Below are 26,862 nucleotides of genomic sequence, written 5' to 3'. Positions count from 1 at the left end.
ATCCGCGAGCTGAACGTGGGCAGCGTCAACGTGCGCGAGGTGCCGGGCTACCGCCTGGAGCTCACGCCCTTCGGCGGCATCAAGGACTCGGGCCTCGGATACAAGGAAGGCGTGCTCGAGGCCATGAAGAGCTTTACCAACACCAAGACTTATTCGTTGCCGTGGTAGTCGCCGCATCGCTCGCTGTACCGTTGGACGTGGAAGGCATCGTCGCCCTGTTCGAGGCCAAGGGCCACGCGCAGTACGACGGTGAACCCGTCACGCAGCTCCAGCACGCGCTGCAGTCCGCGCACCTGGCCGAGCAGGCCGGTGCATCCAGCGAACTCATCACCGCAAGCCTGCTGCACGACCTGGGGCATCTGCTGCACGACATGGACGGCACGCCCACGCAGCAGGGCCTGGACGACCTGCACCAGTACCGCAGCCGCGCCTTCCTGAAGCACCTGTTCGGCCCGGCCACGCTCGACCCGATCCGGCTGCACGTGGACGCCAAGCGCTTCCTGTGCGCGCGCGAGCCGGGGTATCTCGAAGCGCTGTCGGCCGATTCGCAGCGCAGCCTGGTGCTGCAGGGCGGCGTGTTCGACGAAGCACAGGCAAGGCAGTTCGAAGCGCTGCCGCATGCGCTCGACGCGGTGCGTCTGCGCCGCTGGGACGACAGCGCCAAGTGCGCCGATGCGAAGACGCCCGACCTGATGCACTACGCGCGGCACATGGTGCTCGCGTCGAGGCAGGCTGCCACGCCGCAGCCATAACCTGAAACCGAGAGCCTTCCGACATGCGCCCCTTCTGGATCGAACAGGCCCTCTTCAACGACGGCGACCTCGCCCCCGCGCTGCAAGGCGCACAGCGCGCCGACGTCTGCATCGTCGGTGGCGGCTTCACCGGGCTGTGGACCGCCATCCAGGCGAAGCAGCGCAACCCGGCGCTCGACATCGCCATCGTCGAGAGCGATCTCTGCGGCTCCGGTGCGAGTGGGCGCAACGGCGGCTGCCTGCTGACGTGGTCGACCAAGTTCTTCACGCTGCGCAGGCTGTTCGGCGAAGCCGAGGCCATCCGCCTCGTCAGGGCCTCGGAAGATGCGGTGCAGCACATCGCCGACTTCTGCCGCGCGCAAGGTATCGACGCCGAGCTGCGGCAGGACGGCACGCTTTACACCGCAACCTCGCAGGCCCAGGTCGGCGCGCTCGACCCCGTGATGAAAGGGCTGGAGGACTGCGGCATTCATTCCTACCGCACGCTGCCGCCCGAAGAAGTCGCGCGCCGCTCGGGTTCCGCGCGCAACCTGGCAGGCGTGTATTCGCCCATCGCCGCGACCGTGCATCCGGGCAAGCTGGTGCGCGGGCTGAGGCGCGTGGCGCTGGGCATGGGCATTCGCATCTACGAGCGCAGCCCGATGATCGACTTCACGCAAGGCCATCCGGTCACGGTGCGTACGCCGGCCGGCAGCATCGAGGCGCCGAAGCTGGTGCTGGCGATGAATGCGTGGATGGCCAGTGCCTTGCCTCAGTTCGAGCGCACGATCGCCATCGTGTCGAGCGACATGGTCATCACGGAAAAATGCCCCGAGCTGCTGCGTGCGACGGGATTGGTCGATGGCGTCTCGGTGCTCGATTCGCGCACCTTCGTCTATTACTACCGCACCACCGTGGACGGCCGCCTGATGCTGGGCAAGGGCGGCAACACCTTCACCTGGGGCGGGCGCATCGCGCCGGTGTTCGACCAGCGCTCACCTTATGAGGCCGAGCTCACGCGCGCGCTGCATGGCTTCTTTCCTTCGCTGCGCGACGTGCCAGTGACCGCGAGCTGGAACGGGCCGTCGGACCGCTCCGTCACCGGCTTCCCGTTCTTCGGCAAGCTCAACGGCGCGCCGCACATCTACTACGGCTTCGGCTACTCGGGCAACGGCGTGGGGCCGACCTACATGGGTGGGCAGATCCTCTCTTCGCTGCTGCTGGACGAGGACAACGCCTGGACGCGCAGCCCGCTCATCCAGGGGCCGCTGGGGCAGTTTCCGCCCGAGCCGATCCGCTACATCGGCTCCATCGTCGTGCGCGACGCGATCCGCCGCAAGGAAGCGGCGGAGGACCGCGACAGCCGGCCGTGGATGGTCGACCGGCTGCTGAGCAAGTTCGCCGACGCGGCGGGCAAGTCGGACAAGGGCTGAGCGCGTTCAGGCCAGCCGGTCGAGCAGGCTGTACCAGGCCACGCCGCCTGCCACGTAGAAGCGCTGCAATCCGTGCAGCGGGATCGGTGTGATCGGCGTTACCGGGTACGGAAAATCGGCGCCCGCATCGACCAGTCGCGCCGCCACGTGCTTGCCCATGCTCGTGGCCAGCGCGATGCCGCGTCCGTTGTAGCCCAGCGCCACCGTCACGCCCGGCGCCGGCGTGTGCACGTGCGGCATGAAGTCGCGTGTGACCGCGATGCGGCCGGCCCAGCGGTACTCGTAGCGCAGCGGCCCCAGTTGGGGAAACAGCAGTTCGAGCGAACGTTCGAGGTGCGCGAAATCCGCGGGCCCGGCCGGGTCGGCAAAGTGGCCGCGACCGCCCATCAGCAGGCGGCCCTGCGCGTCCTTGCGGAAGTAGAGCAGCAAGCGCTGCGAGGTCGAGGCGGTTTCGCCGCCCGGAAGAATGGCGTCGGCCGCTGCGCCTTTGAGCGGTTCGGTCGCGACGATGAAGCTGTTGGCGGCCAGCACGGTGCTCGACAGCTTCGGCCACAGCGCGCCGGTGTAGCCGTTGGTCGCGATGAGGACCTGCTCGGCGGTGACGCTCGCGCCAGTCGATGTGCTCGCATGCCAGTGCGTGCCGCGGCGCTCCAGCGCCGTGACTTCGGTGCCACCGTGCACCGCGGCGCCCGCGGCTTGCGCGGCACGCACCAGCCCGCGTGTGTAGGCCAACGGCTGGATGCCGCCAGCGCGGCCGTCGAGCCAGCCGCCGGCAAAGGCTTCGGTGCCGAGCCGCGCGCTGACGGCGGCGCGGTCGAGCTGCAGTGTCGTCACGCCACGCTTCGCCCACTGCTCGGCGCGCGCATGCAGCGCGGCCACGTCCTTCTGTGCGTAGGCGGCCTGGATCCAGCCTTTGCGCACCGGCTGGCAGTCGATGCCGTGGCGGGCGATCAGGTCGAACACCAGGTCGGCCGAGCGCGAGACTGCATCGATCAAGGGCTCTGCACGCGCATGGCCATAGAGCTGGACCAACTCGTCGGGGTCGTGCTTGAGTGAAGGATTCACCTGCCCGCCGTTGCGCCCCGATGCACCCCAGCCGGGTTCGTGCGCCTCGAGCACGCAGGCCTGCACGCCGGCCTCGGCCAGATGCAGCGCAGCCGAGAGGCCGGTGAAGCCGCCGCCGACGATCAGCACGTCGGCCTTGCGCGATTCGGTCAGCGGCGGTGTCGGTGGAGCGGGTGGCGCGGTGTCGGCCCAGAGCGAAGGAGGCAGCGCGCGAACGCTCATGCGCGCACCTCCGCGGACGCCACGGCACCGGAGGGGTGCAGCACGCGCCGCAGAAAGTCTTGCGTACGCGCCTGGCGCGGCGCGCCCAGCACCTGCGCGGAAGGGCCTTCCTCGACGATGCTGCCGCTGTGCAGGAAGCACACGCGGTCGGCCACTTCGCGCGCAAAGCCCATCTCGTGCGTGACCACGATCATCGTCATGCCCTCGTCGGCCAGTGCGCGCATCACGCCGAGCACGTCGCCGACCAGCTCGGGGTCGAGCGCGGACGTGGGCTCGTCGAACAGCATGGCCTCGGGCTTCATCGCGAGCGCGCGGGCGATTGCCACGCGCTGCTGCTGCCCGCCCGAGAGCTGGGCCGGATACGCCTGTGCCTTCTCGGCCAGCCCCACCTTGGCCAGCAGCGCCAGCGCTTCTTCGCGCGCCTGCGCCGCGTTCTGGCGCAGCACGTAGACCGGGCCTTCCATCACGTTCTCCAGCACGGTGCGGTGCGGGAACAGGTTGAAGCGCTGGAACACCATGCCCATGCGGCTGCGCAGCCGGTGGATGTTGGGCGCGTTGCGGTCCACCCGCTCGCCGAAGGCGCGCACTTCGCCGCCTTCGTACGACTCCAGCCCGTTGATGCAGCGGAGCACCGTTGACTTGCCCGAGCCTGAAGGGCCGATCAGGCACACGACCTCGCCCTTGTCAACGTTCAGGCTCACGCCCTGCAGCACGCGATGCGTGCCGAAGCGCTTTTCCAGTCCTTCGACGTGGATCATGGTTGTTTTCTCCCGGCGGCAAAGCGCTTCTCTAGCCGGCGCAGGCCGTAGACCAGCGGCAGGCTCATCAACAGGTAGAGCAGGGCGACCAGCGTGTAGACCGTCATGTTCTGGAAGGTCGACGAGGCGATGAGCTGGCCGGCGCGCGTCATCTCGGCCACGGTGATGGTCGAGACCAGCGAGGAATCCTTCAGCATCATCACCAGCGTGTTGCCGTACGGCGGCAGCGCGATGCGAAAGGCTTGCGGCAATATCACGCGCCGCATGATCAGCGCCGAGCGCATGCCCATGGCCTGCGCGGCCTCGCGCTGGCCCGGATCGACCGCCTCGATGCCGGCGCGGAAGTTCTCGGCCTGGTACGCCGAGTAGGCAATCCCCAGCCCGATCACGCCGGCCTGGAAGGCCGTGAGCTGCACGCCGAACTCCGGCAGCACGAAGTAGATATAGAAGAGCTGCACGATGATCGGCAGCCCGCGAATCACGTTGATGGCCACCGTGGCGGCCCACGAGAGGGCGCGCACGGGCGACAGCTTCATCAGCGCGAGCGCCAGGCCGAGCGCGCTGCTCAGCAGGAAGGCGAGCACCGTAACCTGCACGGTGACCACCGCGCCCTGCAGGAGGATCGGCAGGAAGTCCTGCGCGTTCTGTAGAAAGGTGGGAGCAGCCATCTGCATCAGCCTCGTCGCTTGATGCGCGGCGCATCGAACTGGTCGGCCGACGCAGTCAGGCCCATTCGGGGAACGCCGCGGAACCGGCTTTGCCGGGCGGCAGGTGTTGCCCCCTGCAAGGGGGTTGGCGAAGCGACACGAAGTGCGCGAAGCCTGGGGGTGTGCATCAGATCCCCCATTTCTGGACGATCTTGGCGAGCGTGCCGTCAGCCTTCACGGCGGCAATGGCCTTGTTGATGCGGGCCATCGTCTCGGTGTCGCCCTTGCGCACCACCAGGCACACATCGCCCACGTTCACGGCCTTGTAGCTGTCGACCAGCTTCACGCCGGGAAAGGTGCTCTGCCGGATCTGGTAGGCCATGATGGGTTGGTCGCCCAGCCCTGCCTTGATGCGTCCGAGCGAAAGGTCGCGCGTCATGTCGGCCACCGAATCGTAGCTGCGCACCTCCTTGAAGATGCCTTTCTTGTTCAGCATGTCGAGGAACACGGTGCCGACCTGCGCGCCCACCACTTCGCCCTTGAGCTCGTCGAGCGAGACATACGCGCGGGTGTCGTCGGCCTTGACGATCAGGCCCTCGCCGTACGAATACACCGGGTCGCTGAAGTCGACCACTTCCTGGCGCGCCGCTGTCTTGAGCATGGCCGCCGAGACGATGTCGATCTTGCGGGCCGTGAGCGAGGGAATCAGCGCCGAGAACACCGTCTGCTGCACGTTGACGTTGAAGCCGCCCGCCTTGCCTACGGCAGTGACGGTGTCAACCATCATTCCCTGGATGGTGTTGGTCTTCACGTCGAGGAAGGTGAAGGGCACGCCGGTGGCGGTGGCGCCCACGTTGTAGGTCGGCGTGGCGCCTTGTGCCATGGCCAGCGAGGCGGTGCCGGCGATGCAAAGACCCAGGGCCAGGCGGTGAAGGCGGCGAACGATGCGATTCATGGAAGCACTCCTCGGAGGAAAAGGACGTTGAAAAGTGGAAATGAACGGAAAGGGAACGGAAAAAGGTGATGCACCTCGCGATGCAACATGCATGCCAATAATCGATTCTTTTGAATCTCTAATCAATAAATAGAAACCACTAGTCGGGTTTTAAGAATCGATATTCGATATTTCGAAGGACTGTAGCTATACTCCAGCGCCATGGACGCCACACCCGACACAGCCCCCGAAGACAGCCAGAGCCTGCTTTTCAACCAGTCGCTGGAGAAGGGCCTGGCCGTGCTGCGCGCCTTCAGCGCACGGCGGCGCACCATGACGCTGGCCGACGTGGCCGAGGCCACCGACATCACCAAGAGTTCGGCCCAGCGCATGGTCTTCACGCTCGAAAAACTGGGCTACGTGCGCAAGCACCCGAAGACGCGGCGCTACCAGCTCACGCCGCGCGTGATGGAAATCGGCTTCAACTACCTGGCGGCCCATTCGCTGATCGACATGGCCAACCCCTTCCTGTCGGAGCTGACCAAGGTGACGACGGAAACCTCCTGCCTCACCGAGCCCGACGGGCTCGACATGGTCTACGTGGCACGTTTCGTCAGTGCGCAGTTCGTGCCGGTGCACATGCCCATCGGCAGCCGCATTCCCATGTACTGCACGGCTTCGGGGCGCGCTTTTTTGAGTGCGCTGCCCGAGGAAGAGGCGCGCTCGCTCATCGAGGCCTCCGACCGCGTGGCCCACACCATGCACACGTGCACCGATGTGGACGCAATCCTCGAAACGCTGCGCCAGGCGCGGCTGCAGGGCTTTGCCACCAATGCCGAGGAACTGTTCCTCGGCGACATGACCATCGCGGCGCCCGTGCTGGGCAGCCAGGGGCGGCCGGTGGCCTCGGTGCACATCGTGGCGCCTACCAGCCGCTGGACGATCGACGAAGCCGTGCGCAAGCTGGCGCCCACGCTGCTGCTGTGCGCGCGCTCGCTGACCAGTTCGGCGCGCAGCATCGACTGACTGACGGCTATACGGTTTCAGGCATCGCGCCGGCCATGGCTGGCTTTATGCTGTGCGGGATCACAACGCAGCAGCAGAGTCCCCCACCATGACCGATTTCCGCCCCGCCTACGACAAGAGCTTCGACCGCATCGCAGCCGACCGTCTGCCCGAGTTGCTGCGCGCCATGCCCAAGGCCGAACTGCACATGCATATCGAGGGTTCGCTCGAACCCGAGCTCATCTTCGCGCTCGCGCAGCGCAATGGCGTGTCCATTCCCTACGCCAGCGTCGAAGAATTGCGCAAGGCCTACGCCTTCACCAACCTGCAGAGCTTTCTCGACATCTACTACGCCGGCGCCAGCGTGCTGCTGAAGGAACAGGATTTCTACGACATGGCCTGGGCCTACCTGGAGCGCGCGGCAGCAGACAACGTGGTGCACACCGAGATGTTCTTCGACCCGCAGACGCACACGGCGCGCGGCGTGTCGATGGAGACGGTCATCAACGGCCTGCACCGCGCCTGCGTCGATGCGCAACCGAAGCTGGGCGTGAGCGCCACGCTCATTCTGTGCTTCCTGCGGCACCTGAGCGAAGAAGAAGCCCTCGAGACGCTGGAGCAGGCGCTGCCATTCCGCGACAAGTTCATCGGCGTGGGGCTCGATTCGAGCGAAGTCGGCCATCCGCCAGAGAAGTTCGCGCGCGTGTTCGCACGCTGCCGCGAGCTTGGCTTTCACCTTGTCGCGCATGCGGGCGAAGAGGGCCCGCCGGCCTATGTGTGGAGCGCGCTCGACGTGCTCAAGGTCGAGCGTGTCGACCACGGCGTGCAAAGCACCAAGGACCCTGCGCTGATGAAGCGGCTCGCGCAAGACCGCATTCCGCTCACCGTGTGCCCGCTGTCGAACCTCAAGCTCTGCGTGTTCCCTGATCTGTCGCAGCACAACCTTGGCGCGCTGCTGGGCGCGGGCCTGGTCGCCACCGTCAACTCGGACGACCCGGCCTACTTCGGCGGCTACATGAACCAGAACTTCACGCAGACCTTCGCGGCCACCGGGCTCAGCGTGCAGCAGGCCTGGCAGCTCGCGGCGAACAGCTTCGAAGGCAGCTTCATCGACGCGGCTGCCAAGCGTGCCTATGTCGACCGGCTCAACGCGGCCTTCGCGACTTTTTGATCCGCAACGGCGGGCCGCGGCACCAGCAGCGGCCTCGCCACCAGCGCGCAGGCGCTGGCCGCCAGCCACACCATCGGCCAGCCCTGCAGCGCCAGCAGGTGCGGAATGGAAAACGGCGTGACGAAGCAAACCAGGAACACACTGGTGTTGGCCATGCCCAATGCCGTGCCGGCGCGGGCCGCACCGGCCAGCGTGGCGAGCTCGGTGTAGGCCACGCCGTGCCAGGCCGACACGCACACGCCGCTCACGCCCAGCAGAACGACCAGCGCGATGCGCAGCGCAACTGAATCGGCGGCATGCGTGCCCGAGGCCATCACCAGCACCGCGAGGCCAGCGAACAGCAGCACGCTGAGCGCACTGCAAGCCCGCAGGTAGGCCGGCCGGTTGCGCCGCCGATCCGTCCAGCGGCCGCTCCACACGCGCATGACCATCGCGCCGACCTGCGTGAACACCATCGTCGCGGTGATCGTCGCGAAGCCCGCATGGCCGAAGTCGTGCAGGAACACGGTGCCGAAGGACAGCACCGCGAACTGCGGGGCGCAGAGGATGCCGATGCCGGCCACGATGCGCCACACGCGCACGTCGTGCAGTGGACCACTCTTGGGTGCGGCCGCTTCCACGGTCTTGTTGCCGCGCGGCGCAATGGGTGGCTCGTGCACCCACGCCCAGCTCATCGCCGCGCTCAGCGCGCACAGCAGCGCGAGCAGGCCGTACAGCGCGGCAAAGCCGAAGTGCAGGGCGACGAAAGGCAGCACCAGCGCGCCGATGCCGCCGCCCATTGGCACGGCCGTCTGCCGGATGCTCATCGCGAGGCCGCGCTCGCTGGCGTCGAACCACGTCATCACCGCGCGGCCACTGGCACCGTTGACGCTGCCGCCAAGCAGGCCGACCAGCAGCAGCCCGGCGCCGAGCCAGCCCAGGCCGGGAATGTGCCCTGCCGCGGGTGCGGCCCACAGCGCCATAGCCACGAGCGCGATGGCCGTGCTGCCCAGGCCCATCAGCAGCACCGGCCGGTCGCCCCAGCGGTCGGTCAGCAGACCCCATGGCAGCTCGCTCACCGCGATGCCCAGGCCCATGAGGCCGAGCACCAGCCCGAGCGTGGCGTTGTCGAGCTGGTAGCCGGTGCGCATGAGCACGGCGGTCATCGGGATGCCGCTGAAGGCCACGGAGAAGGCCGCGTTGGCGGCCACACCGGCAGTCAGCACCTTCCAGCGGTGGCGCGGCGAGAACGTAGAGGAGGAAGAGGGAGATTGCGTCATGTTGGGCGCAGTGTCCACCGCCGCCAAGGTTTTGAAAATCAGAAAATAATGTGCCAATCGTCCTGAAAAACAGGATGGTCAAAAAAGGAGCCCCGACATGAGCCAGGTGATGTTCGATCTCGACGTGCTGCGCACTTTCTCCACCGGCATCACGCTCGGCAGCTATGCGCGTGCCGCCGACAAGCTGGGCCGCTCGACTTCAGCAGTGAGCGCGCAGCTCAAGAAGCTGGAGTCACAGGCCGGCACCGTGCTGTTCCGCAAGGCCGGCCGCGGGCTGGAGCTAACCGACGCCGGCGAAACGCTGCTGGCCTATGCGCACCGCATGCTCGAACTGAATGAAGAAGCCAGCGCCGCCATGCGCGGCGCCGACCTGCAGGGCTGGGTGCGCCTCGGCCTGCAGGAAGACTTCGGCGAGACGCTGCTGCCTGCCGTGCTCGGCCGCTTCGCGCGCGCGCATCCCAAGGTGCGCATCGAGGCCTGCGTGGCGCGCAGCGGCGAGCTGCGGGAGCGGCTCGAACTCGGCCAGCTCGACCTGGCGCTGGCATGGGACGCGGGCGACCAGCCCCTGTCGCCGTATGCCGAGCGCGTGGCGCGCTTGCCCCTGCTGTGGATCGGCCCCAAGGCGCCCGACCGGATCGAAGCCGACTGGTGGACGCAGCGCGAGTACCGCGGCACCGGCACGCGCCAGGCCAAGAGCAAGGAGCCGTTGCCGCTCATCATGCTCGACGCCCCGTGCCCGCTGCGCGAGATCGTCATCACTGCGCTCGACCGCGCCGGCGTGCCATGGCGCCGCGCCTTCGGCAGCGCCAGCCTGGCCGCGCTGTGGGCCGCTGCCTCGGCCGGCCTGGGCCTCACGGTGCGCACGCCTTTCGGGCTGCCATCGCACGTGCGCATCATCGATCGCACGATGCTGTCCCTGCCGGCACTGCCGCAGATATCGCTCGTGCTCTATCGCGCGCAGGCCCACTCCGAGGCCCCGGTGGGCCGGCTGGCCACGCTGCTGCTGGAGGCGGTGCGCCAGCATGTGCAGCCCATGGCCGTTCCGATGCGGGAGAATCCGCCGCTGGAGACAAAAACAAAAGTGATACGGCATGGCAACGCAAAACTTCCTGCACCTGTGGGATGACCGGTTCCTCTACATCACGCCGGCGATCCAGTCGGGCCTGACGGCCCGCTCGTCGGCCACGCTGTTGGCGTCGATCAGCGGGCATCCCTTCGCGCTGGAGGCGGTCGACGGCACGCGCGTGCACTGCACCGCGGCGCTTGTCGCTCCGCACGTGTCGCGCCGGCTCGACGTCGATGGCTGCGGGCTGCTGTCGCTCAATCTCGATCCGGCCTCGAGCGCCTACCGCATGCTCGCCAAACGCATGGGCGGCCACGGCATCCTGCCGATCGATGCGCGCCGCTTCGGCCGGCTGCGCGACGATTTCGATCCGGCGCAGCACGGCGCGCTTTGCAGCCGCGGGCTGCGGGCGCTCAGCGTGAAGCTGGTCGAGGCCATCAACGAATTCCCCGAGAGCGAAGCGGCCATCGACCCGCGCATCGAACGCGTGCTGCAGGCCATCCGCGCGCATGCGGGGCAGATTCCGCTGCGCGACCTGTCGGCCGTGGCCTGCCTCTCGCCCGACCGGCTCACGCACCTGTTCGCCCGGCAGGTGGGCGTGTCGGTCAAGCGCTATGCGCTGTGGACCAAGGTGCGGCGCACGGTGCAGCAGTTCACCGTGCGGCGCCCGCTTACCGATGTTGCGCTGGTCAGCGGCTTCACCGACGCGGCGCACATGAGCCGCACCTTCCAGCGCTACTTCGGCCTGTCGCCGTCCTTCCTGGCGAGCCAGGTGCGCGTGACCGCCGACGACGGGGCCTCGCACGCCTGGGGCCACCAGCAGGGGCTGGCGTCAATGTAAAGAAGGGCACGCGCGCGAGGCGTTCGCGTCGCCCGTCTTAAGATTGCCGCCGGACGCGCCACGCACGCTCATCGCCCACGCAGCTGCGTTCCTCATACACAACAGGAACACTGCATGCGCTCGAAATTCAAGTGCGGCCTCAGGCCGCTTTTTCTCGTGTCGGTTGCCATGGCCCTCGTGGCATGTACCGGCATTACCGACCGTTCAACGCCCCCGCACGGCAGCTACAAGGCCGAGATCCGCCGCACCGCCATGGGCGTGCCGCACATCAAGGCGGACGACTGGGCCGGTGCCGGCTATGGCTACGGCTATGCGCAGGCGCAGGACGATCTCTGCACCATGGCCGACAGCTTTCTCACCTACCGCGGCGAGCGTTCGCAGTTCTTCGGCGCCGAGGCGCTGCTGACGGCCAAGAGCACCATCGGCCAGCCCAGGAACATCGACTCCGACTTCTTCCACAAGCACGTGATCACGGCCGACGTGGTGGGGGCCATGGCCCGCGCGCAGCCGGCCAGCATCCGCGGCATGGTCGAAGGCTTTGCCGCTGGCTACAACCGCTACGTGCGCGAGCTGAAGGCTGGTGCCGGTGCAGGCAACGCACATGCGGCTTGCCGCAACGAGGCGTGGGTGCGGCCGGTGAGCGCCGACGACATCTACCGCCGCATGTACGCCACCAATCTGGCGGCGGGCTACAGCAACTTCCTCTCGAACATCGCGAATGCGGCGCCGCCTGCCGCCAAGGTGTCGTCGCGCGAGGAGCACGGCACGCAGCCGCTGGCGCTGCAGGTCGGCGGCGAGACGGGCGTGGGCAGCAACATGATCGGCTTCGGCACGGCCGCCACCGGCGACGCGAGCCCGCTGCTGTTCGGCAACCCGCACTGGTACTGGCGCGGGCCTGATCGCTTCTATCAGGCGCAGCTCACCATTCCGGGGCAGCTCGACGTCAGCGGCACGTCTTTCCTCGGTGTGCCGGTGATCCTGATCGGCTTCAACGACAACATCGCGTGGAGCCACACGGTGTCGGCGGCGCGGCGCTTCGGTCTCTTTCAATTGCAGCTCGCTCCGGGTGACGCAACGAGCTACTTGCGCGACGGCCGACAGGTGAAGATGCAGGCGCGCACCGTCACCGTGAACGTGAAGCAGGCCTCTGGCAAGGTCGAGCCGGTAACGCGCACGCTCTACACCTCCGAATACGGCCCGCTGGTGAACCTGGGCGCGATCAACCCGGCGCTGGCCTGGAGCCAGAGCATGGCCTTCGCCATCCGCGACATCAACGCCGACAACTACCGTACCTTCCGCACCTGGCTGCGCTGGGCGCAGGCCAAGTCGCTCGACGAGCTCATCGCCATCCAGCGCGAAGAGGCCGCTATTCCCTGGGTCAACACCGTGGCCGTGGGCCGTGGCAGCGCCAAGGCCTGGTATGCGGACATCGGCGCGGTGCCCAACGTGTCGCCCGAGCAGATGGCTGGTTGCACCACGCCCGCCGGCAAGGCGATGGCGGCCGCGCTGCCGCGCGTGCCGGTGTTCGACGGCTCGCGCAGTGCCTGCGACTGGCAGAGCGACGCCGACTCGGTGCAGAAGGGGGCAGTCGGCCCTTCGCGCATGCCGAGCCTGCTGCGCGACGACTACGTCGCCAACATGAACGACAGCTACTGGCTTGCCAACCCGAAGGCGCCGCTCACGGGCTACCCGGCCATCTTCGGCCCGACGGGCAGCAACGCGCAGACATTCCGCACGCGGCTCGGCCATCTCATTGCGCAAGACACGAGCAAGGGCGCAACGGTCGATGCCGTCGAGCGTGCGACGCTCGGCAGCCGCGCCTACACCGCCGAACTGTTCAAGGCCCGCGCGCTGGAGCTGGTGTGCGGCGTGCCGCGCATTGCAGTCACGGGCGACGCGCAGACCGGTGAGGCGTTCTCGCCGCCGCGCAGCGTCGACACCGGACCCGCCTGCGCGGTGCTGAAGGCGTGGAACAACACCGGCCTGGCCTCGGCGCGCGGCGCTCATGTGTGGGACGAGTTCTGGGCGCGCGCCTCACGCCTGCCCGCGGACAGGCTCTATGAAGTGCCCTTCAGCGCGAGCGATCCGATCAACACGCCGAGCGGCCTGAAGACTTCGGCCGCCGAGGACCTGCGGCAGGCCTTCGGCGCGGCAGTGCTGCGCGTGCAGGCCAGCGGCTACGCACTCGACGCGCCGCGCGGCGACACGCTGTTCGTGACGCGCAACGGCCAGAAGATCCCGCTGTCGGGCGGCTGCGACGGCCAGGGCTACTTCACGATCCTTTGCTCGGAGAACCGGCTCGACAAGGGCGGCTACACCATGGACGCGAACCCCAACGGCAACAGCTACATGCAGATCGTGCGTTTCCCCGCAGGAGGCGTCGAGGCTCACACCTTCCTCACCTTCTCGCTGTCGGACGATCCGGCATCGCCGCACAACGCCGACTACACACGCGCCTACAGCGCCGGGCAGTGGCTGCGCCTGCCGTTCTCCGAATCGGAGATCAAGGCCGACGCCGCCTACAGCAGCGTGACCATCAGCGAGTAGGGAGGAGGGCGCAGCGGTACTTCTTCAGCGCCGCTTCGCCAGCCAGTTCCACCCGGCGCCCGCGGTCATCAGCACGCAGGTGCCGAGGAACACGGCGCGCATGCCGATGTGCCCGCCCACGAAGCCGCCGAGCAGCGGCCCCGCGACTTGGCCTGTGTACTGCGCAGAGGTCGAGTAGCCGAGCATGTTGCCCGCCACTCGCTCGGGCACGTTGTGGCGGATCACGCTCGCGATGCAGGGCAGCAGCCCGCCGAGCGACAGCCCCATCAGAAAGCGCAGCACCACCAGCTGCCAGCCCGAGCTGACGAAAGCCTGCGGTACCAGCAGCAGTGCCGACACCGCAAGGCAGCCGACGATCACGTTCCAGTGCCCCACGCGGTCGGCCAGCTTGCCCAGCCACGAGGCCGAGAGAATGCTGCCCAGCGCCGCCGCCGACATCACGAGGCCGGCCATCATCGTCACGCGGTTCGGGTCTTCGACCAGCGTGGCAACGTAGACGGTGATGATCGGCTCGATCGACATGTTCGCGAGCATCAGCAGCATGCCGGTGAAGAGCATCGCGACCAGCGGTCGCTTGTCGGGCACGGCGGCCCAGCCGGTGTCGTCGGAGGCGCCGCGCTGCTTCGATGCGGAAGGCGCCTTCTTCTCTTCGCGGATGAGGAAGGCCGTCGCGAGAAAGGCCACGAAGATCATCGCGCCCGCCGCGAAGAAGGTGTTGCGAATGCCGACCAGCGGCGGCAGCACGCCGCCCACCAGCGGCCCCACGAGGTTGCCCGCCATGATGGCCGACGACATCGTGCCCAACGCCCAGCCGGTGCGGTCCTTGGGCGTCTGCGTGGCGACCAGCACCATCGAGCCCGAGGCATAGCCGCCGAGCAGCCCCGCCAGCAGCCGCAGGCCCACGAGCTGCCACACGTTGCCCGCAAGGCCGATCAGCGCCATCGCCACCGCCATGCCGAGGCTCGCGCGGATCAGCATCGGCTTGCGCCCGTAGCGGTCGGCCAGCCGGCCCCACAGCGGCGCGACCAGCGCGGCGCTGAAGAAGGTGGCGCCGTAAGCCGCGCCCGACCACTGCACGATGGCCGCATGGTCCTTCACGCCCAGCTGCTCGACGTACAGCGGCAGGAAGGGCAGCAGCAGCGTCATCGCGATGATGGTGGTGAAGGAGCCGAACATGCAGACGGCGAGGTTGCGCTGCCAGTGGGTGTGGGCGCCCGTCCCGGCTGGCGGGGCATTTGTTGCGTTCGTTGTTGTCGGGGGCGTCATGGGGAGCGCCCATTGTGGGACGACGCGGCCGGGTTGACGCTTGCCGATTGGTGGCGGCACCCATCGCCGCGCGGGAAGGCCGTGCTGCGTATCCCTCACGCCAACGCGGTCAGCGCAGGTCGTCTAGCCTCGCGTCCGTCATTCAGTGCAACCCTCTTTTCAGGACATGGCAATGAAACGCATCGGCGTGCTCGTCTTCCCCGGTTTCCAGATCCTCGACCTCGCGGCGATTGCGGCGTTCGAGCTCGCCAACATCCATGCCGGCAAGGCGGTCTACAAGGTCGAGCTGCTATCGGAAGAGGGCGGCCTCGTGACCAGCTCGTCGGGCGTGGCCACCGACAGCAAGCGCTTCGGCACGGCGAAGTTCGACACGCTGGTGATGAGCGGCGCGCTCTTCGTTGCGCCCACGTCCGAGAAGATGCGCCGCTTTCTGTGTGCGGGGCTGCGCAATGCGCGCCGTGTGGCCAGCATCTGCACCGGCGCCTTCGGGCTGGCAGATGCGGGCCTGCTCGACGGACGCCGGGCGACCACGCACTGGTCCTTTGCGGGCGAACTGCAGAAGCGTCATCCCGCCATCAGGGTGCAGCCCGACCGCATCTTCATCAACGACGGGCCGGTGTGGACCTCGGCCGGCATGACGGCCGGCATCGATCTCGTGCTGGCGCTGGTGGAGGAAGACCTCGGCGTGGAGGCTGCCCGGTTCGCGGCGAGGAAGCTGGTCGTGTATCACCGCCGCGCGGGCGGGCAGTCGCAGTACTCCGCGCTGCTCGAGCTGGAACCCAAGTCCGATCGCATCCAGAAGGCGCTGGCGCATGCACGCGCCAACCTGCGCGAGACGCTTTCGGTGGAGGAACTGGCCGAGGTCGCGCACCTGAGCCCGCGCCAGTTCAGCCGCGCCTTCAAGGCCGAGACCGGGCAGTCGCCCGCGCATGCCGTGGAGAATCTGCGCGTGGAGGCGGCACGCGCGCTGATCGACGAGGGCAGCCTTGCGCTAGGCGTGGTCGCGCGCGAAACGGGCTTCGGCGACCCCGAGCGCATGCGCCGCGCTTTCCTGCGCACGCTGGGGCAACCGCCGCAGAGCGTGCGCCGAGTGGCCCGGAAAGAGGCCGCCACGGCCTGAAGCGTCGGATGTCCTGAAAGGTGGTTTATATGACATTTACGCCATAGCCTTGCAGGAGGAGACTTCCCCTCATGGCCACAACCCCGTGGCGATCAAAGGAAACTCCATGACTGCAACTTCAAATCCCGGCAAGGGCACCGCCCTCATCACCGGCGCCTCGTCCGGCATCGGCGCCGTGTACGCGGACCGCCTCGCGCGGCGCGGCTTCGACCTGATCCTGGTGGCGCGCAATCGCGAGCGCCTCGCCGCACTGGCCGCGAAGCTCGCGGACGAGACCGGGCGCAAGGTCGAGGTCCTTTCGGCCGACCTGTCCGACCGAAAGGCCATCGCGTCCGTGGAAGCCGTGCTGCGCACTCGCGGCGACATCACCGTGCTGGTGAACAACGCCGGCTTCGGCGCCGCCGCACCGCTGCTCGGCTCGGACATCGACAGGATGGAAGAAATGATCGAGCTCAACGTGAGCGCGCTCACGCGGCTCACCTATGCGGCCGTGCCCGGTTTCGTCGAACGCGGCGCCGGCACGCTGGTGAACATCGCCTCCATCGTGGCGATCTCGCCCGAGACGCTCAACGGCGTGTACGGCGGCACCAAGGCCTTCGTGCTGGCGCTGAGCCAGTCGCTGCAGCACGAGCTGAAGGACAAGGGCGTGCGCGTGCAGGCGGTGCTGCCCGGTGCGACGGCCACCGAGTTCTGGGGCGTCGCGGGCGTGCCGATCGAGCATTTGCCCAGAGAGATCGTGATGACCGCGCAAGACATGGTCGACGCGGCCCTCGCAGGGCTCGACCAGGGCGAGCAGGTCACGATTCCCGCGCTGCCCGACCTTGCCGAGTGGGATGCCTTCGATGCGGCGCGGCGTGCGATGTCGGGGCGGTTGTCCAGCACCGTGCCCGCGGTGCGCTACCGCGCCGCCTAGACGGCGCGGGCATAAAATCCTCACCCCGCAGCAGGGCGTCCCGGCCTGCTGCGGGGTTTTGCTTTTCCGGGGCCATGTAGAGGAACACCATGTACAAAAACCTCGCGGGCCGCGCCGTTCTGGCGCTGGCCGCCGCGTGCTTTTTATCTCCCGCCTTCTCGCAAACGCAGCGAGCCAAGGGTCCGCTGAAGATCGGCTTCGTCTACGTCACGCCCGTCACCGATGCCGGCTGGGTGCGCCAGCATGAAGAGGGCCGCAAGGCCGTCGATGCTGCGTTGGGCGACAAGGTCAAGACCACCTACGTCGAGAACGTGGCCGAAGGTGCCGATGCCGAGCGCGTGATCCGCGACCTCGCGCAGCAGGGCAACACGCTCATCTTCACGCCGAGCTTCGGCTACATGGAGCCTACGCTGAAGGTGGCGAAGGACTTCCCCGAGGTGAAGTTCGAGTCGATCACCGGCTACAAGACCGCGCCCAACGTGGCGACCGCCAATGCGCGCTACTACGAGGGCCGCTACCTCGCGGGCATCGCGGCCGGCCGCATGACGAAGACCAATATCGCGGGATACGTGGCGGGCTTTCCGATTCCCGAGGTGCTGCAGGGCATCAACGCCTTCACGCTCGGCATGCGCTCGGTGAACCCGGCCGCGAAGGTGCACGTGGTGTGGCTCAACCAGTGGTTCGATCCGCCGAAGGAGCGCGATGCGGCGATGGCGCTGTTCAACCAGAACGCCGACGTGATCGCCTTTCACACAGGCTCCACCGCCGTGATGGCTGCGGCGCAGGAGCGCGGCAGGATCGCCATTGCCTACCACTCCGACATGCGCAGGATCGCGCCCGACGCGCAGATCGTCGCAGTCACGCACCAGTGGGGCGGCTACTACACGCAGCGCGCGAAGGCCGTGCTCGACGGCAGCTGGAAAAGCGGCAACCTCTGGGGCGGCGTGAAGGACGGAATGATCCGCGTCGGCGACTTCGGCACGAAGGTGCCCAAGGCCGTGCAGGACGAGGTGCTGGCGCGGCAGAAGGACATTGCGGCGGGCAAGCTGCAGCCGTTTCGCGCAACTGCCGGTGACGTGCGTGACAACGAAGGCCATGTCGTGATCGCCAAGGGCGCGCAACTGAGCGACGAGCAGATCCTGAAGATGAACTGGCTGGTCGAGGGCGTGCAGGGGCGGGTGGCGCGCTAGCTCTATTGACCTGCGGGAGCAGCACGAGGCAACAGAGCCTTGATGCGCTGGCGAAGCAGCGCGGGCGTCACGGTCGGAGTCATTTGCAGCACGGCCATGCAACGGTCCATTCGACCCGGTCGTGCAAGCAGCGCCTCGGCGGCCTTGGTGAGATCGGTGTCGATGCTGTTGCCGTAGGCGCGGCTGGCTTTGCTCGTTGCTCGACGCAACAGTGCCGCCCCGGGTTTCATCATGGCCAGGTCGATGATGTCGCGGCTGAAGACGCTGTCGTCGGCCCAACGGTCCGAGTTTGCGAGCAACTTGCTCGTTGCCATGTCGAGCGGCGTAAGGGTCGCGATGTCGCCGACTCGGTCCTCTGCTCCCGGCAATTCAAGTTCGATGCGCGCTTCGAGAACGATTTCAAACTTGATCTCGGTGTTGTCTACGCGAACCGACGATCGAATGCCGTATTGATCGGCGCGAAGTTCAGCCGATTGCTGAATCTCGGAGCCTTGGCGTGCGAGTGCGCCGAGGCCTTGATTCCTCGTCAGCAGTTGGCGCAGTTGGCGATAGCCATCGATGTCGGATACGAGGAAGTCGATGTCCACGGACTCGCGGTACTCGCCGTAGCGAAGCGCGATAGCCGTGCCTCCGCCGAAGAAGCAATGGCTTTGGGCGAGCAGGTTTGCGTCGAGTGAGGCCAGCACCTGAGCGACGCGTTGATGGTGTGGCCGTTCAAACATGCAATGGCTTCCTGCCAAGGGTGCGCGCCAGGTCTTCCAACAAGTCGCGCTCTTTGGCGTCCAGTGCGGATGTGTCGACATGGCGCCAGTTGCGCTCGTAGGTTCCCCATGCTTCTTCGGGCGTGAGTTCGGTGGTCGGGGCCAATTGCCAGGCAAGTCGGCGCAACTGGGGGTAATCGGCAATTCGAATGCCCCCTGGGAGCGGCGCAAGGGCTGGCGGCTCAGTGGACATCACCACATCGACGTCGAGACCCAATGCTCCCAGCGCATTCATATAGGCGCCCATCGTGACCGAGGGTTCTCCGCGCTCGATCCTGTGCAGCGTCATGCGAGACACGCCCGCTGCCTCTGCGGCGGTGGTGGCGCTGACCTTCAACGCCTTGCGGTGTGCATGAATGCGGCTGCCGAGCGTTGCGAGGCGCCGGTCTGCTGTGGCTGTGGTGGGCGGGGAAGTGGAGGGCATTGTGTCTCCCATGTTAGACAAATTTGAAGATTTGTCCAGAATGAGTTACATTAAGCGCTATCTTTCAGCCCAGCCGCTCGACCACAAAGTCCACAAAGGTCCGCAGCTTCGCACTCGGCCGCGCTTCCGGCAGCCGCATGATGTGCACCTGTCGCGTGGGCAGTTCCCACTCGGGCAACAGCTGCACCACCTGGCCCGATGCGAGTGCAGGTCCGAGCAGCGCATCGGCCTGCACGATCACACCCACGCCGGCCATGGCTGCGGCCAGCAGTGCCTGGCCGTTGTTGGTGGTGAGCGGGCCACGCACCGGCACGTGCACCGTCTCGCCCTTGCGCGTGAAGCGCCATGAATGGTTCGGCCCCCAGGTCGCGAAGCCCAGCAGCGGAAAGGCCTCCAGGTCGGACGGGTGCTTCGGCTGCCCGTGGCGCGCGACCCATGCGGGGCTGGCCACGGCATACATGCGCGCCAGCGCGAGCGGTCTTGCAATGAGCCGCTCGTCGACCGCGGCGCCCGAGCGGATGCCGCAGTCGAAGCCCTCCTCCGCGAGATCGACCACGCGGTCGTTGAGGCTCAAGTCGACCTTCACCTGCGGATAGGCGGCGATGTAGTCGCCGATCACCGGCGTGAGCCGGTGCGCGCCGTAGGCCACGGGCGCGGTGACGCGCAGCACGCCCTGGGGCATGGCGCGCAGCGACTCGGCCACACCGTCGGCGGTGTGCACGCTGGCCAGCACGTCGCGGCAGCGCTCGAGGTAGGCGGCGCCTATCTCAGTGAGCGCGTGGCGGCGCGTGGTGCGTTCCAGCAGGCGCGCGCCAAGCTGCTCTTCGAGCGCGCGTATGTGCTTGCCGACCATCACGGCAGACAGGTCGAGCGCCTCGGCGGCGGCCGCGAAGCTGCCCGCATCCACCGTGGCGACGAAGACCTCCATGGCGCGGAGCTTGTCCATATTGAGAATCCAGAGTTTCGAATGACTGAACCAGGTGGCAATTTATCAAATCAATGGTTCGTAAAACAATCGCTGCTTGTTGATTCACTTTTGGCGAGGTTCTCCATGAAGGTTCTTGTTGTGGGCGCGACGGGCGCAATTGGCAGTGCGGTGGCTCAGACGCTGGCTGAGCGCGGTCACGAGGTGATTCGCGCAGGCCGCACGCGCGGCGATCTCCAGGTCGACATCACGAGCGATGCGAGCGTCGAGGCGCTGTATGCGGCGGTGGGACGCGTCGATGCCATCGTGTCGGCGGCGGGCGGGCTGTTCTTCGGGCCGCTGAATGAAATGCGGCCGGCCGACTTCAACGTCGGCCTGCAGGACAAGCTGCTCGGCCAGGTGCGGCTCGCGTTGCTGGGCCAGCATGTGCTGACCGATGGCGGCTCGATCACGCTGACCACGGGCATCGTGGCGGACGAGCCGATCCGCCAGGGCGCGAATGCCACGGCCGTCAATGCAGCGGTCGAGGGTTTCGTGCGCGGCGCGGCGATCGAGTTGCCGCGCGGCATTCGCATCAACGTGGTGAGCCCGACGGTGCTGACCGAATCGCTGCCGCTGTACGGGTCGTTCTTTCCCGGATTCGAGTCGGTGTCGGCGGCGAAGGCTGCGCAGGCCTATGTGCGCAGTGTCGAAGGGCCGCAGACGGGGCGCGTGTATCGCGTGTGGCAATGAGAGTGCGCGCGTTGCTCGGGGGCGTGTCGCTCGCGTTCGTGGCGGCGATGGCCTCGGCTGCGCCGGCCGGGGTGCAGGCCTTGCCGGACGACTGGTATCCGGAAAGCGTCGCCATCGGCCCGGACGGCTCGTTCTACGTCGGCAGCTGGCGCGAGGGCGCGGTCGCGCGCCTGAAGCCGGGTGTCGCGCCGAAGGCCGAGGTGCTCGTGAAGCCCGGCGCCAATGGTCTGGCGAACGGGCAGGGCGTGCTGGTCGATGCGAAGCATCGGGCGCTGTGGGTCTGCTCGGGCAGCAGCGGCTTCACCACCGTGCCGCAGACGCCGAGCGCACTCAAGCGCTACGACCTGGCCACGGGCGCGCCGCGCGCGAGCTATGCAATGCCCGACAGCGGCTACTGCAACGACCTCGCGCAGGACGCACGCGGCAATCTCTACGTGACCGACTCCTACCACCCGCGCGTGCTGAAGCTCGCACCGGGCGCCACCGCGCTCACGGTGTGGAAGGAAGACCCGGCGCTGGCCGGACCGGGCCCCTACAAGGGCCTGAACGGCATCGCCATCGATGGTGGGCGCGATGTCTATGTGAGCCTCGTGGCGGCGGCTCCTTACGTGCTGCGCATCGGTTTGGGCGCTGAAGGCAACGCCGGCGAGGTCACGCGCATCGAGGCGCCGCGCGTGCTGAAGAACGTCGACGCAATCCGCGCCTGGAAGCCCGGCCGGCTCGTGCTGTTCGAGAGCAATGCCTTCGGCGAAGGCCCCTACGGTGGCCAGATCACAGTGGCGCGTGTCGACGGCACGAAGCTCGGCCTGCAGACGGTAGTGACAGGGCTCAACGACCCCTCGTCGGGCGCGGTGCGGGGCGACCGCGTCTACTTCATCGAATCGAAGTACGCGCTGCTGACCAAGCGCAAGGAGGGCGACGGGCCGGTGCCGACCGGCGTGCCCTTCGACATCCAGTCGCGTGCGCTGCCGCCGCGATGAGTGCGTTCCGCATATAGCACTCATATGCGCATGGAAATTGCGGTGCGGTGGGGCTGGATTACCCTCCGCACCCACGATGAAAAAAGCCTACCGCGCCTCCCTCCTGCGATTCGACGCCGCCGGCCAGCCCGTTTTCGATGAAGACGGCCTGCTGGTCGTGGCCCCCGACAGCACCGGCCGCCAGCGCGTGCTCGATGCGGGCAGCCATGCCGCCGTCGCGCCGCGCCACCCCGGCGCCCACGTGACCCATCTGCCGGGGCGCATCCTCGCGCCGGGCTTCGTGGATATGCACATCCACTATCCGCAGACCGACATCATCGGTTCGCCCTCGCCGGGCTTGCTGCCCTGGCTCGAGAACTACACCTTCCCTGCCGAAAGCAAATTCGCAGACCCCGCGCATTCGAACGAAGTGGCCGACGTGTTCTTCGGTGAACTGCTGCGCAACGGCGTGACCACCTCGCTGACCTTCGCGACTTCGCATGTGGCCTCGGTCGATGCCTTCTTCGAAGGCGCGCAGCGCCGCGGCCTGCGCATGATGACCGGCAAGGTGCTGCAGGACCGCAATTCGCCCGACGGCGTGCGCGACGAAACCGAGCAGAGCCTGATCGACTCCGAAGCGCTGATCCGCAAGTGGCACAACGTCGACCGGCTGGGCTATGCCATCACGCCGCGCTTTGCACCCGCGAGCACCGATGCCCAGATGCGCGGCGCGAGCGAGCTTGCCGCCAAATACGCCGACACCTGGATCCAGTCGCACGTGGCGGAGAACCGCGACGAAGTGAGCTGGGTGCGCGAGCTGTACCCCAAGGCGCGCTCGTATCTCGACGTGTACGCCGGCTTCGGCCTGATGCGCGAGCGCGCCGTGTACGCCCACTGCATCTACCTCGACGACGCCGACCGCGCCCTGCTGCGCGAGACGAAGACGGCGGCGGCCGTGAGCCCGACGAGCAACCTGTTCCTCGGCAGCGGCTTCTTCGACTTCGGCGCGGCCGACCGCGTGGGCTATCCGTACGGCCTCGCCAGCGACGTGGGCGGCGGCACCAGCTTCAGCCCCTTTCACACCATGATGGCCGCCTACTACGTCGGCCGTGAAGGCCAGACCAAGACCGGCCTGAGCATCGCGCCCTCCGAGCTCTGGTGGCGCCACACCGGCGGCGCGGCGCGCGCGCTGGGGCTCGACGGCGTGGTGGGCAACCTGCAGCCGGGCTGCGAGGCCGACTTCCTGGTGCTCAACCCGGCGGCCACGCCTCTGCTGGCGCGCAAGACAAAACTGGCGAGCACGCTGGAAGAAATGCTCTTCGCGATGATCGTGCTGGGCGACGACCGCCTGGTCGAGCGCACGGTGATTTCGCAGGCGCTGTAGCACCCGGGGCGGCGGGGAGGGCAGTGGCGCATGCCACAATTCGCGCCATCTCCCCCGCAGCAGCAGTAGCGACCGCATATGAGCATCAAGAGCGACAAATGGATCCGGCGCATGGCCGAGCAGAACGGCATGATCGAGCCCTTCGAGCCCGGTCAGGTGCGCGAGAGCGACGGCCACAAGATCATCAGCTACGGCACCTCCAGCTATGGCTACGACATCCGGTGCGCGCCTGAATTCAAGGTTTTCACCAACATCCACAGCACCGTGGTCGACCCGAAGAATTTCGACGAGAAGAGCTTCGTCGACATGCACGGCGACTACTGCATCATTCCGCCCAACAGCTTCGCGCTGGCGCGCACCGTCGAATATTTCCGCATCCCGCGCAACGTGCTCACCATCTGCCTCGGCAAGAGCACCTATGCGCGCTGCGGCATCATCGTCAACGTCACGCCCTTCGAGCCCGAGTGGGAAGGCTACGTGACACTCGAATTCAGCAACACCACGCCGCTGCCCGCCAAGATCTACGCGGGCGAAGGCTGCGCGCAGGTGCTGTTCTTCGAGAGCGACGAGGTTTGCGAGACCAGCTACAAGGACCGCGGCGGCAAGTACCAGGGCCAACGCGGCGTCACCCTGCCAAAAACCTGACGAAACACCAAGCCGTCTGCTGACGGCCGGTTACCCCGGAGGGCGCCGGGGCAAGTACCATCCTGCGACCGCCGGCAAATCCTCTTGCAATGGCCGGCAAGGAGACTGCGATGAGATGGGAAGGCAACGAACAATCGGACAACGTCGAAGACCGCCGCGGTGAAGGTGGCGGTGGTGGCGGGGGCGGCGGCTTCATCGGCGGTCGCGGCATCGGCATCGGCACCATCGCGGTCGCGCTGATCGCGGGCTGGGTCTTCGGCATCAACCCGCTCACGGTACTGAGCCTGCTCAGCGGTGGCGGCGGTCCGGCCCCGGTGCAGCAACAGCAACAGGGGCCCGCACCCAAGCCGCCGTCCGGCGACCGCGAGGCGGCCTTCGTCTCCACTGTGCTCAAGAACACCGAAGTGGTCTGGACGGGCATCTTCAAGCAGAACGGCGGCACGTACCACGCACCCCGGCTCGTGCTGTTCCGCAATGCCACGCCTACGGCCTGCGGCACGGGGCAGTCGGCCATGGGCCCGTTCTACTGCCCTGGCGACCAGAAGGTCTACATCGATCTCGGCTTCTACGACACGCTGAAGAACCAGCTCGGCGCGCCGGGCGAGTTTGCGCAGGCGTACGTCATTGCGCATGAGGTCGGCCATCACGTGCAGGACGAACTCGGCATCACCGCCAAGGTCGACGGCATGCGCAACCGCCTGAGCCAGACACAGAACAACGCGATGAGCGTGCGCGTCGAACTGCAGGCCGACTGCTTCGCGGGTGTGTGGGCCCACCATTCGCAAGAGTCGAAGAAGTGGCTCGACCCGGGCGACATCGAGGCCGCCATGAACGCCGCGCAGAAGATCGGCGACGACGCCCTGCAGCGTTCCGCAGGCCGTGCAGTGGTGCCCGACAGCTTCACCCACGGCTCGAGCGCGCAGCGCCAACGGTGGTTCGGCGCGGGTTATCAAAGCGGCGATATCAAGTCCTGCGACACCTTCAATGCGCGTAGCCTCTGAGCTGCATCGTCTTGAAGGGCCCGCCAGTGCTGAATTAGTTGCTATCTAATAAATAGCAATTCCGCTGGCGCGGGCGTTGTCATGCCGCCGTCACTGCCGTTTTTTGCGGCAATGCGACAATAGCGGGCTCAATGACAAGCTCCTTCTCCAATCTATCGCTGGCGGAACCGCTGGCGCGCGCCGTAGCCGAAATGGGCTACGAGACCATGACACCGATCCAGGAGCAGGCCATTCCGGTCGTGCTCGCGGGCCAGGATGTGATGGGCGCCGCCCAGACCGGCACCGGCAAGACGGCGGCGTTTTCGCTCCCGCTGCTGCAGCGCATGCTCAAGCATGAAAACGCCTCGACCTCGCCCGCGCGGCATCCGGTCCGGGCTCTCGTGCTGCTGCCCACGCGTGAACTGGCCGACCAGGTCGCGCAGCAGGTCAAGCTGTACGCCAAGTACACCAACCTGCGCAGCACGGTGGTGTTCGGCGGCATCGACATGAAGCCGCAGACGCTGGAACTGAAGAAGGGCGTCGAAGTGCTGGTCGCCACGCCGGGCCGGCTGCTCGATCACATCGAAGCCAAGAACGCGGTGCTCAACCAGGTCGAATACGTCGTGCTCGACGAAGCCGACCGCATGCTCGACATCGGCTTCCTGCCCGACCTGCAGCGCATCCTGAGCTACCTGCCCAAGCAGCGCACCACGTTGCTGTTCTCGGCCACGTTCTCGCCCGAAATCAAGCGACTGGCCGGCAGCTACCTGCAGAACCCCGTCACCATCGAAGTGGCGCGGCCGAACGAAACGGCCTCCACCGTCGAGCAGCATTTCTACAGCGTGGCCGACGACGACAAGCGCCGCGCGCTCAAGCAGATCGTGCAGCAGCGCGGCATCACGCAGGCTTTCGTGTTCGTCAACAGCAAGCTCGGCTGCGCGCGCCTCGCACGCTCGCTGGAGCGCGATGGCCTGCGTACCACCGCACTGCATGGCGACAAGAGCCAGGACGAACGCCTGAAGGCGCTCGCCTCGTTCAAGGCCGGCGAAGTCGACCTGCTCGTGTGCACCGACGTCGCTGCCCGTGGTCTCGACATCAAGGACGTGCCCGCGGTCTTCAACTTCGACATTCCGTTCAACGCCGAAGACTACGTGCACCGCATCGGCCGCACGGGCCGTGCCGGCGCCTCGGGCCTGGCCGTGAGCTTTGCCAGTGGCGGCAACGATGCGCGCCTGGTGGCCGACATCGAGAAACTGATCAAGAAGAAGATCGAGCTCGAACCCGTCGAGTTCGAAGAAGACCGCCCGCGCGGCCGCATCAACGACGGACGCCGTCACTGGCGCGAAGAAGGCGAAGCCGGCGACGCACGCGATGTGCTCGACCAGCCGCGCGAACGCCGCGAGGCCGAAGCCCGCCGCGGCGGTGGACGTCCGCACCGCGCACCGTCGGCACCGCGCGATCCGTTCTTCGACAAGCCTTACGAAGCCGGTGAGCCCGATGCCACACCGGCATGGGAAGCTGCCGCCAAGACTGCAACGCCCGCACGCGGCATCTCCAGCAACATCAAGACCAAGCGCAAGGTCGCCGCTCTGTTCAAGAGCGCCGAGCCGAGCTGATCCAGGCGTGTAGAGGCGGCATCAGCCGCCTCGGTTCAGCGCCAGCCGCGGTGCCATCCGTATTGCGGGTGGTGCCAGCCCCAGCCGTAGCGCGGGTGGTAGGCCCACACGAAGCCGATACCGGGCGACAAATACGTGGGTGCCACATAGGCCACGCCCGGGGGCGCTGAGTACACGGGGGCTGCCGGTGCGACCACGCAGCCGGTCAGGACTGCTGCCAGCGCGGCGGCGGACAAGGCAAGAACAGGGAATCTCATGGCAAAGCTCCTGG

General features: G+C 67.2%; 27 protein-coding genes. 17 read left to right on the top strand and 10 right to left on the bottom strand.

Features of this window, described 5'->3' with window-relative positions; genetic code table 11:
• The 3 genes from BLV60_RS34190 to BLV60_RS27835 form a co-directional block, all read left to right on the top strand.
• Positions 1-168 (top strand): aldehyde dehydrogenase family protein (locus BLV60_RS34190; protein WP_143042539.1); only part of this gene is annotated, 168 nt, incomplete at its 5' end.
• Entirely contained in the window at positions 162-752 is a 591-nt protein-coding gene (locus BLV60_RS27840; protein ID WP_371127409.1) for a phosphonate degradation HD-domain oxygenase, read from the top strand. The genes BLV60_RS34190 and BLV60_RS27840, both read left to right, overlap by 7 nt.
• Before the next feature lie 23 nt (positions 753-775).
• Positions 776-2,164: an FAD-dependent oxidoreductase gene (locus tag BLV60_RS27835; protein ID WP_093058525.1), complete on the top strand. Its 1,389-nt coding sequence runs from the start codon at positions 776-778 to the stop codon at positions 2,162-2,164.
• Positions 2,165-2,170: 6 nt separating this feature from the next.
• On the opposite strand, the gene BLV60_RS27830 is transcribed toward BLV60_RS27835, so the two are convergent.
• The 4 genes from BLV60_RS27830 to BLV60_RS27815 all read right to left on the bottom strand — a co-directional run bounded on the left by BLV60_RS27830 (position 2,171) and on the right by BLV60_RS27815 (position 5,811).
• Positions 2,171-3,451, bottom strand: coding sequence for an NAD(P)/FAD-dependent oxidoreductase (locus BLV60_RS27830; protein ID WP_093058524.1), 1,281 nt, complete (start codon positions 3,449-3,451; stop codon positions 2,171-2,173).
• Entirely contained in the window at positions 3,448-4,209 is a 762-nt protein-coding gene (locus BLV60_RS27825; RefSeq protein WP_093058523.1) for an amino acid ABC transporter ATP-binding protein, read from the bottom strand. The genes BLV60_RS27830 and BLV60_RS27825 overlap by 4 nt, the downstream gene beginning before the upstream one ends.
• Positions 4,206-4,877: an ectoine/hydroxyectoine ABC transporter permease subunit EhuD gene (ehuD, locus tag BLV60_RS27820; protein ID WP_093058542.1), complete on the bottom strand. Its 672-nt coding sequence runs from the start codon at positions 4,875-4,877 to the stop codon at positions 4,206-4,208. Before ehuD ends, BLV60_RS27825 begins: the two co-directional genes overlap by 4 nt.
• A 166-nt stretch (positions 4,878-5,043) precedes the next feature.
• Positions 5,044-5,811, bottom strand: coding sequence for an ABC transporter substrate-binding protein (locus BLV60_RS27815; RefSeq protein WP_093058522.1), 768 nt, complete (start codon positions 5,809-5,811; stop codon positions 5,044-5,046).
• 201 nt (positions 5,812-6,012) lie between these two features.
• Here BLV60_RS27815 and BLV60_RS27810 point away from each other — a divergent pair, with 201 nt between their 5' ends.
• Both BLV60_RS27810 and BLV60_RS27805 read left to right on the top strand, forming a co-directional pair.
• On the top strand, positions 6,013-6,816 hold the full coding sequence (locus tag BLV60_RS27810) for an IclR family transcriptional regulator (protein ID WP_093058521.1): 804 nt from the start codon (positions 6,013-6,015) through the stop codon (positions 6,814-6,816).
• 88 nt (positions 6,817-6,904) lie between these two features.
• On the top strand, positions 6,905-7,966 hold the full coding sequence (locus BLV60_RS27805; protein ID WP_093058520.1) for an adenosine deaminase: 1,062 nt from the start codon (positions 6,905-6,907) through the stop codon (positions 7,964-7,966).
• Here the strand turns inward: BLV60_RS27805 and BLV60_RS27800 are convergent.
• On the bottom strand, positions 7,927-9,225 hold the full coding sequence (locus BLV60_RS27800; protein ID WP_093058541.1) for an MFS transporter: 1,299 nt from the start codon (positions 9,223-9,225) through the stop codon (positions 7,927-7,929). The two genes, BLV60_RS27805 and BLV60_RS27800, sit on opposite strands and share 40 nt — an antisense overlap.
• A 97-nt stretch (positions 9,226-9,322) precedes the next feature.
• Here BLV60_RS27800 and BLV60_RS27795 point away from each other — a divergent pair, with 97 nt between their 5' ends.
• The 3 genes from BLV60_RS27795 (at position 9,323) to BLV60_RS27785 (ending at position 13,676) form a co-directional block, all read left to right on the top strand.
• On the top strand, positions 9,323-10,351 hold the full coding sequence (locus BLV60_RS27795) for a LysR substrate-binding domain-containing protein (RefSeq protein ID WP_093058519.1): 1,029 nt from the start codon (positions 9,323-9,325) through the stop codon (positions 10,349-10,351).
• Positions 10,317-11,129, top strand: a complete 813-nt coding sequence (locus tag BLV60_RS27790; RefSeq protein ID WP_093058518.1) for a helix-turn-helix domain-containing protein — start codon at positions 10,317-10,319, stop codon at positions 11,127-11,129. The genes BLV60_RS27795 and BLV60_RS27790 overlap by 35 nt, the downstream gene beginning before the upstream one ends.
• Before the next feature lie 114 nt (positions 11,130-11,243).
• Positions 11,244-13,676, top strand: a complete 2,433-nt coding sequence (locus BLV60_RS27785) for a penicillin acylase family protein (RefSeq protein ID WP_093058517.1) — start codon at positions 11,244-11,246, stop codon at positions 13,674-13,676.
• A gap of 24 nt (positions 13,677-13,700) precedes the next feature.
• Here the strand turns inward: BLV60_RS27785 and BLV60_RS27780 are convergent, their stop codons facing one another.
• Positions 13,701-14,852, bottom strand: coding sequence for an MFS transporter (locus BLV60_RS27780; RefSeq protein WP_218132255.1), 1,152 nt, complete (start codon positions 14,850-14,852; stop codon positions 13,701-13,703).
• 262 nt (positions 14,853-15,114) lie between these two features.
• Here BLV60_RS27780 and BLV60_RS27775 point away from each other — a divergent pair, with 262 nt between their 5' ends.
• The 3 genes from BLV60_RS27775 to BLV60_RS27765 all read left to right on the top strand — a co-directional run bounded on the left by BLV60_RS27775 (position 15,115) and on the right by BLV60_RS27765 (position 18,165).
• Positions 15,115-16,062 carry a GlxA family transcriptional regulator gene (locus BLV60_RS27775; RefSeq protein WP_093058515.1) on the top strand — a complete coding sequence of 316 codons (948 nt, stop codon included), beginning with the start codon at positions 15,115-15,117 and terminating at the stop codon, positions 16,060-16,062.
• 106 nt (positions 16,063-16,168) lie between these two features.
• On the top strand, positions 16,169-16,975 hold the full coding sequence (locus BLV60_RS27770) for an SDR family NAD(P)-dependent oxidoreductase (RefSeq protein ID WP_093058540.1): 807 nt from the start codon (positions 16,169-16,171) through the stop codon (positions 16,973-16,975).
• An 89-nt stretch (positions 16,976-17,064) separates the two neighbouring features.
• Positions 17,065-18,165, top strand: a complete 1,101-nt coding sequence (locus BLV60_RS27765; protein ID WP_093058514.1) for a BMP family ABC transporter substrate-binding protein — start codon at positions 17,065-17,067, stop codon at positions 18,163-18,165.
• Between the two features lie 2 nt (positions 18,166-18,167).
• On the opposite strand, the gene BLV60_RS27760 is transcribed toward BLV60_RS27765, so the two are convergent.
• From BLV60_RS27760 to BLV60_RS27750, 3 genes are all read right to left on the bottom strand, one after another.
• Positions 18,168-18,887, bottom strand: a complete 720-nt coding sequence (locus BLV60_RS27760; protein WP_093058513.1) for a nucleotidyl transferase AbiEii/AbiGii toxin family protein — start codon at positions 18,885-18,887, stop codon at positions 18,168-18,170.
• Positions 18,880-19,350, bottom strand: a complete 471-nt coding sequence (locus BLV60_RS27755; RefSeq protein WP_093058539.1) for a helix-turn-helix domain-containing protein — start codon at positions 19,348-19,350, stop codon at positions 18,880-18,882. Before BLV60_RS27755 ends, BLV60_RS27760 begins: the two co-directional genes overlap by 8 nt.
• Before the next feature lie 64 nt (positions 19,351-19,414).
• Positions 19,415-20,296 (bottom strand): LysR family transcriptional regulator, encoded by an 882-nt coding sequence (locus BLV60_RS27750; RefSeq protein WP_093058512.1) that lies wholly within the window; start codon positions 20,294-20,296, stop codon positions 19,415-19,417.
• A 105-nt stretch (positions 20,297-20,401) separates the two neighbouring features.
• Here BLV60_RS27750 and BLV60_RS27745 point away from each other — a divergent pair, with 105 nt between their 5' ends.
• From BLV60_RS27745 to BLV60_RS27720, 6 genes are all read left to right on the top strand, one after another.
• Positions 20,402-21,007, top strand: coding sequence for a short chain dehydrogenase (locus BLV60_RS27745; protein ID WP_093058511.1), 606 nt, complete (start codon positions 20,402-20,404; stop codon positions 21,005-21,007).
• The gene (locus BLV60_RS27740; RefSeq protein WP_256329612.1) at positions 21,004-21,987 is read left to right on the top strand and encodes an NHL repeat-containing protein; all 984 of its coding nucleotides are present in this window, start codon (positions 21,004-21,006) and stop codon (positions 21,985-21,987) included. Before BLV60_RS27745 ends, BLV60_RS27740 begins: the two co-directional genes overlap by 4 nt.
• Positions 21,988-22,063: 76 nt before the next feature.
• Complete coding sequence (guaD, locus tag BLV60_RS27735; RefSeq protein ID WP_093058510.1) at positions 22,064-23,350, top strand: guanine deaminase; 1,287 nt, start codon at positions 22,064-22,066, stop codon at positions 23,348-23,350.
• 78 nt (positions 23,351-23,428) lie between these two features.
• Complete coding sequence (gene dcd, locus BLV60_RS27730) at positions 23,429-23,995, top strand: dCTP deaminase (RefSeq protein WP_093058509.1); 567 nt, start codon at positions 23,429-23,431, stop codon at positions 23,993-23,995.
• 110 nt (positions 23,996-24,105) lie between these two features.
• Positions 24,106-24,996 carry a KPN_02809 family neutral zinc metallopeptidase gene (locus BLV60_RS27725; RefSeq protein ID WP_093058537.1) on the top strand — a complete coding sequence of 297 codons (891 nt, stop codon included), beginning with the start codon at positions 24,106-24,108 and terminating at the stop codon, positions 24,994-24,996.
• A gap of 131 nt (positions 24,997-25,127) precedes the next feature.
• Positions 25,128-26,591, top strand: coding sequence for a DEAD/DEAH box helicase (locus BLV60_RS27720; protein ID WP_093058508.1), 1,464 nt, complete (start codon positions 25,128-25,130; stop codon positions 26,589-26,591).
• Between the two features lie 35 nt (positions 26,592-26,626).
• Here BLV60_RS27720 and BLV60_RS27715 read toward each other — a convergent pair whose 3' ends face one another.
• Positions 26,627-26,848 carry a hypothetical protein gene (locus BLV60_RS27715; RefSeq protein ID WP_093058507.1) on the bottom strand — a complete coding sequence of 74 codons (222 nt, stop codon included), beginning with the start codon at positions 26,846-26,848 and terminating at the stop codon, positions 26,627-26,629.
• Positions 26,849-26,862 lie beyond the last annotated feature (14 nt).

This window comes from Variovorax sp. YR634 (genome assembly GCF_900106655.1).
Taxonomy (GTDB): domain Bacteria; phylum Pseudomonadota; class Gammaproteobacteria; order Burkholderiales; family Burkholderiaceae_C; genus Variovorax.
Note: the sequence above shows the minus strand (reverse complement) of the source record. Positions and strands in the feature narration are given on the sequence as shown.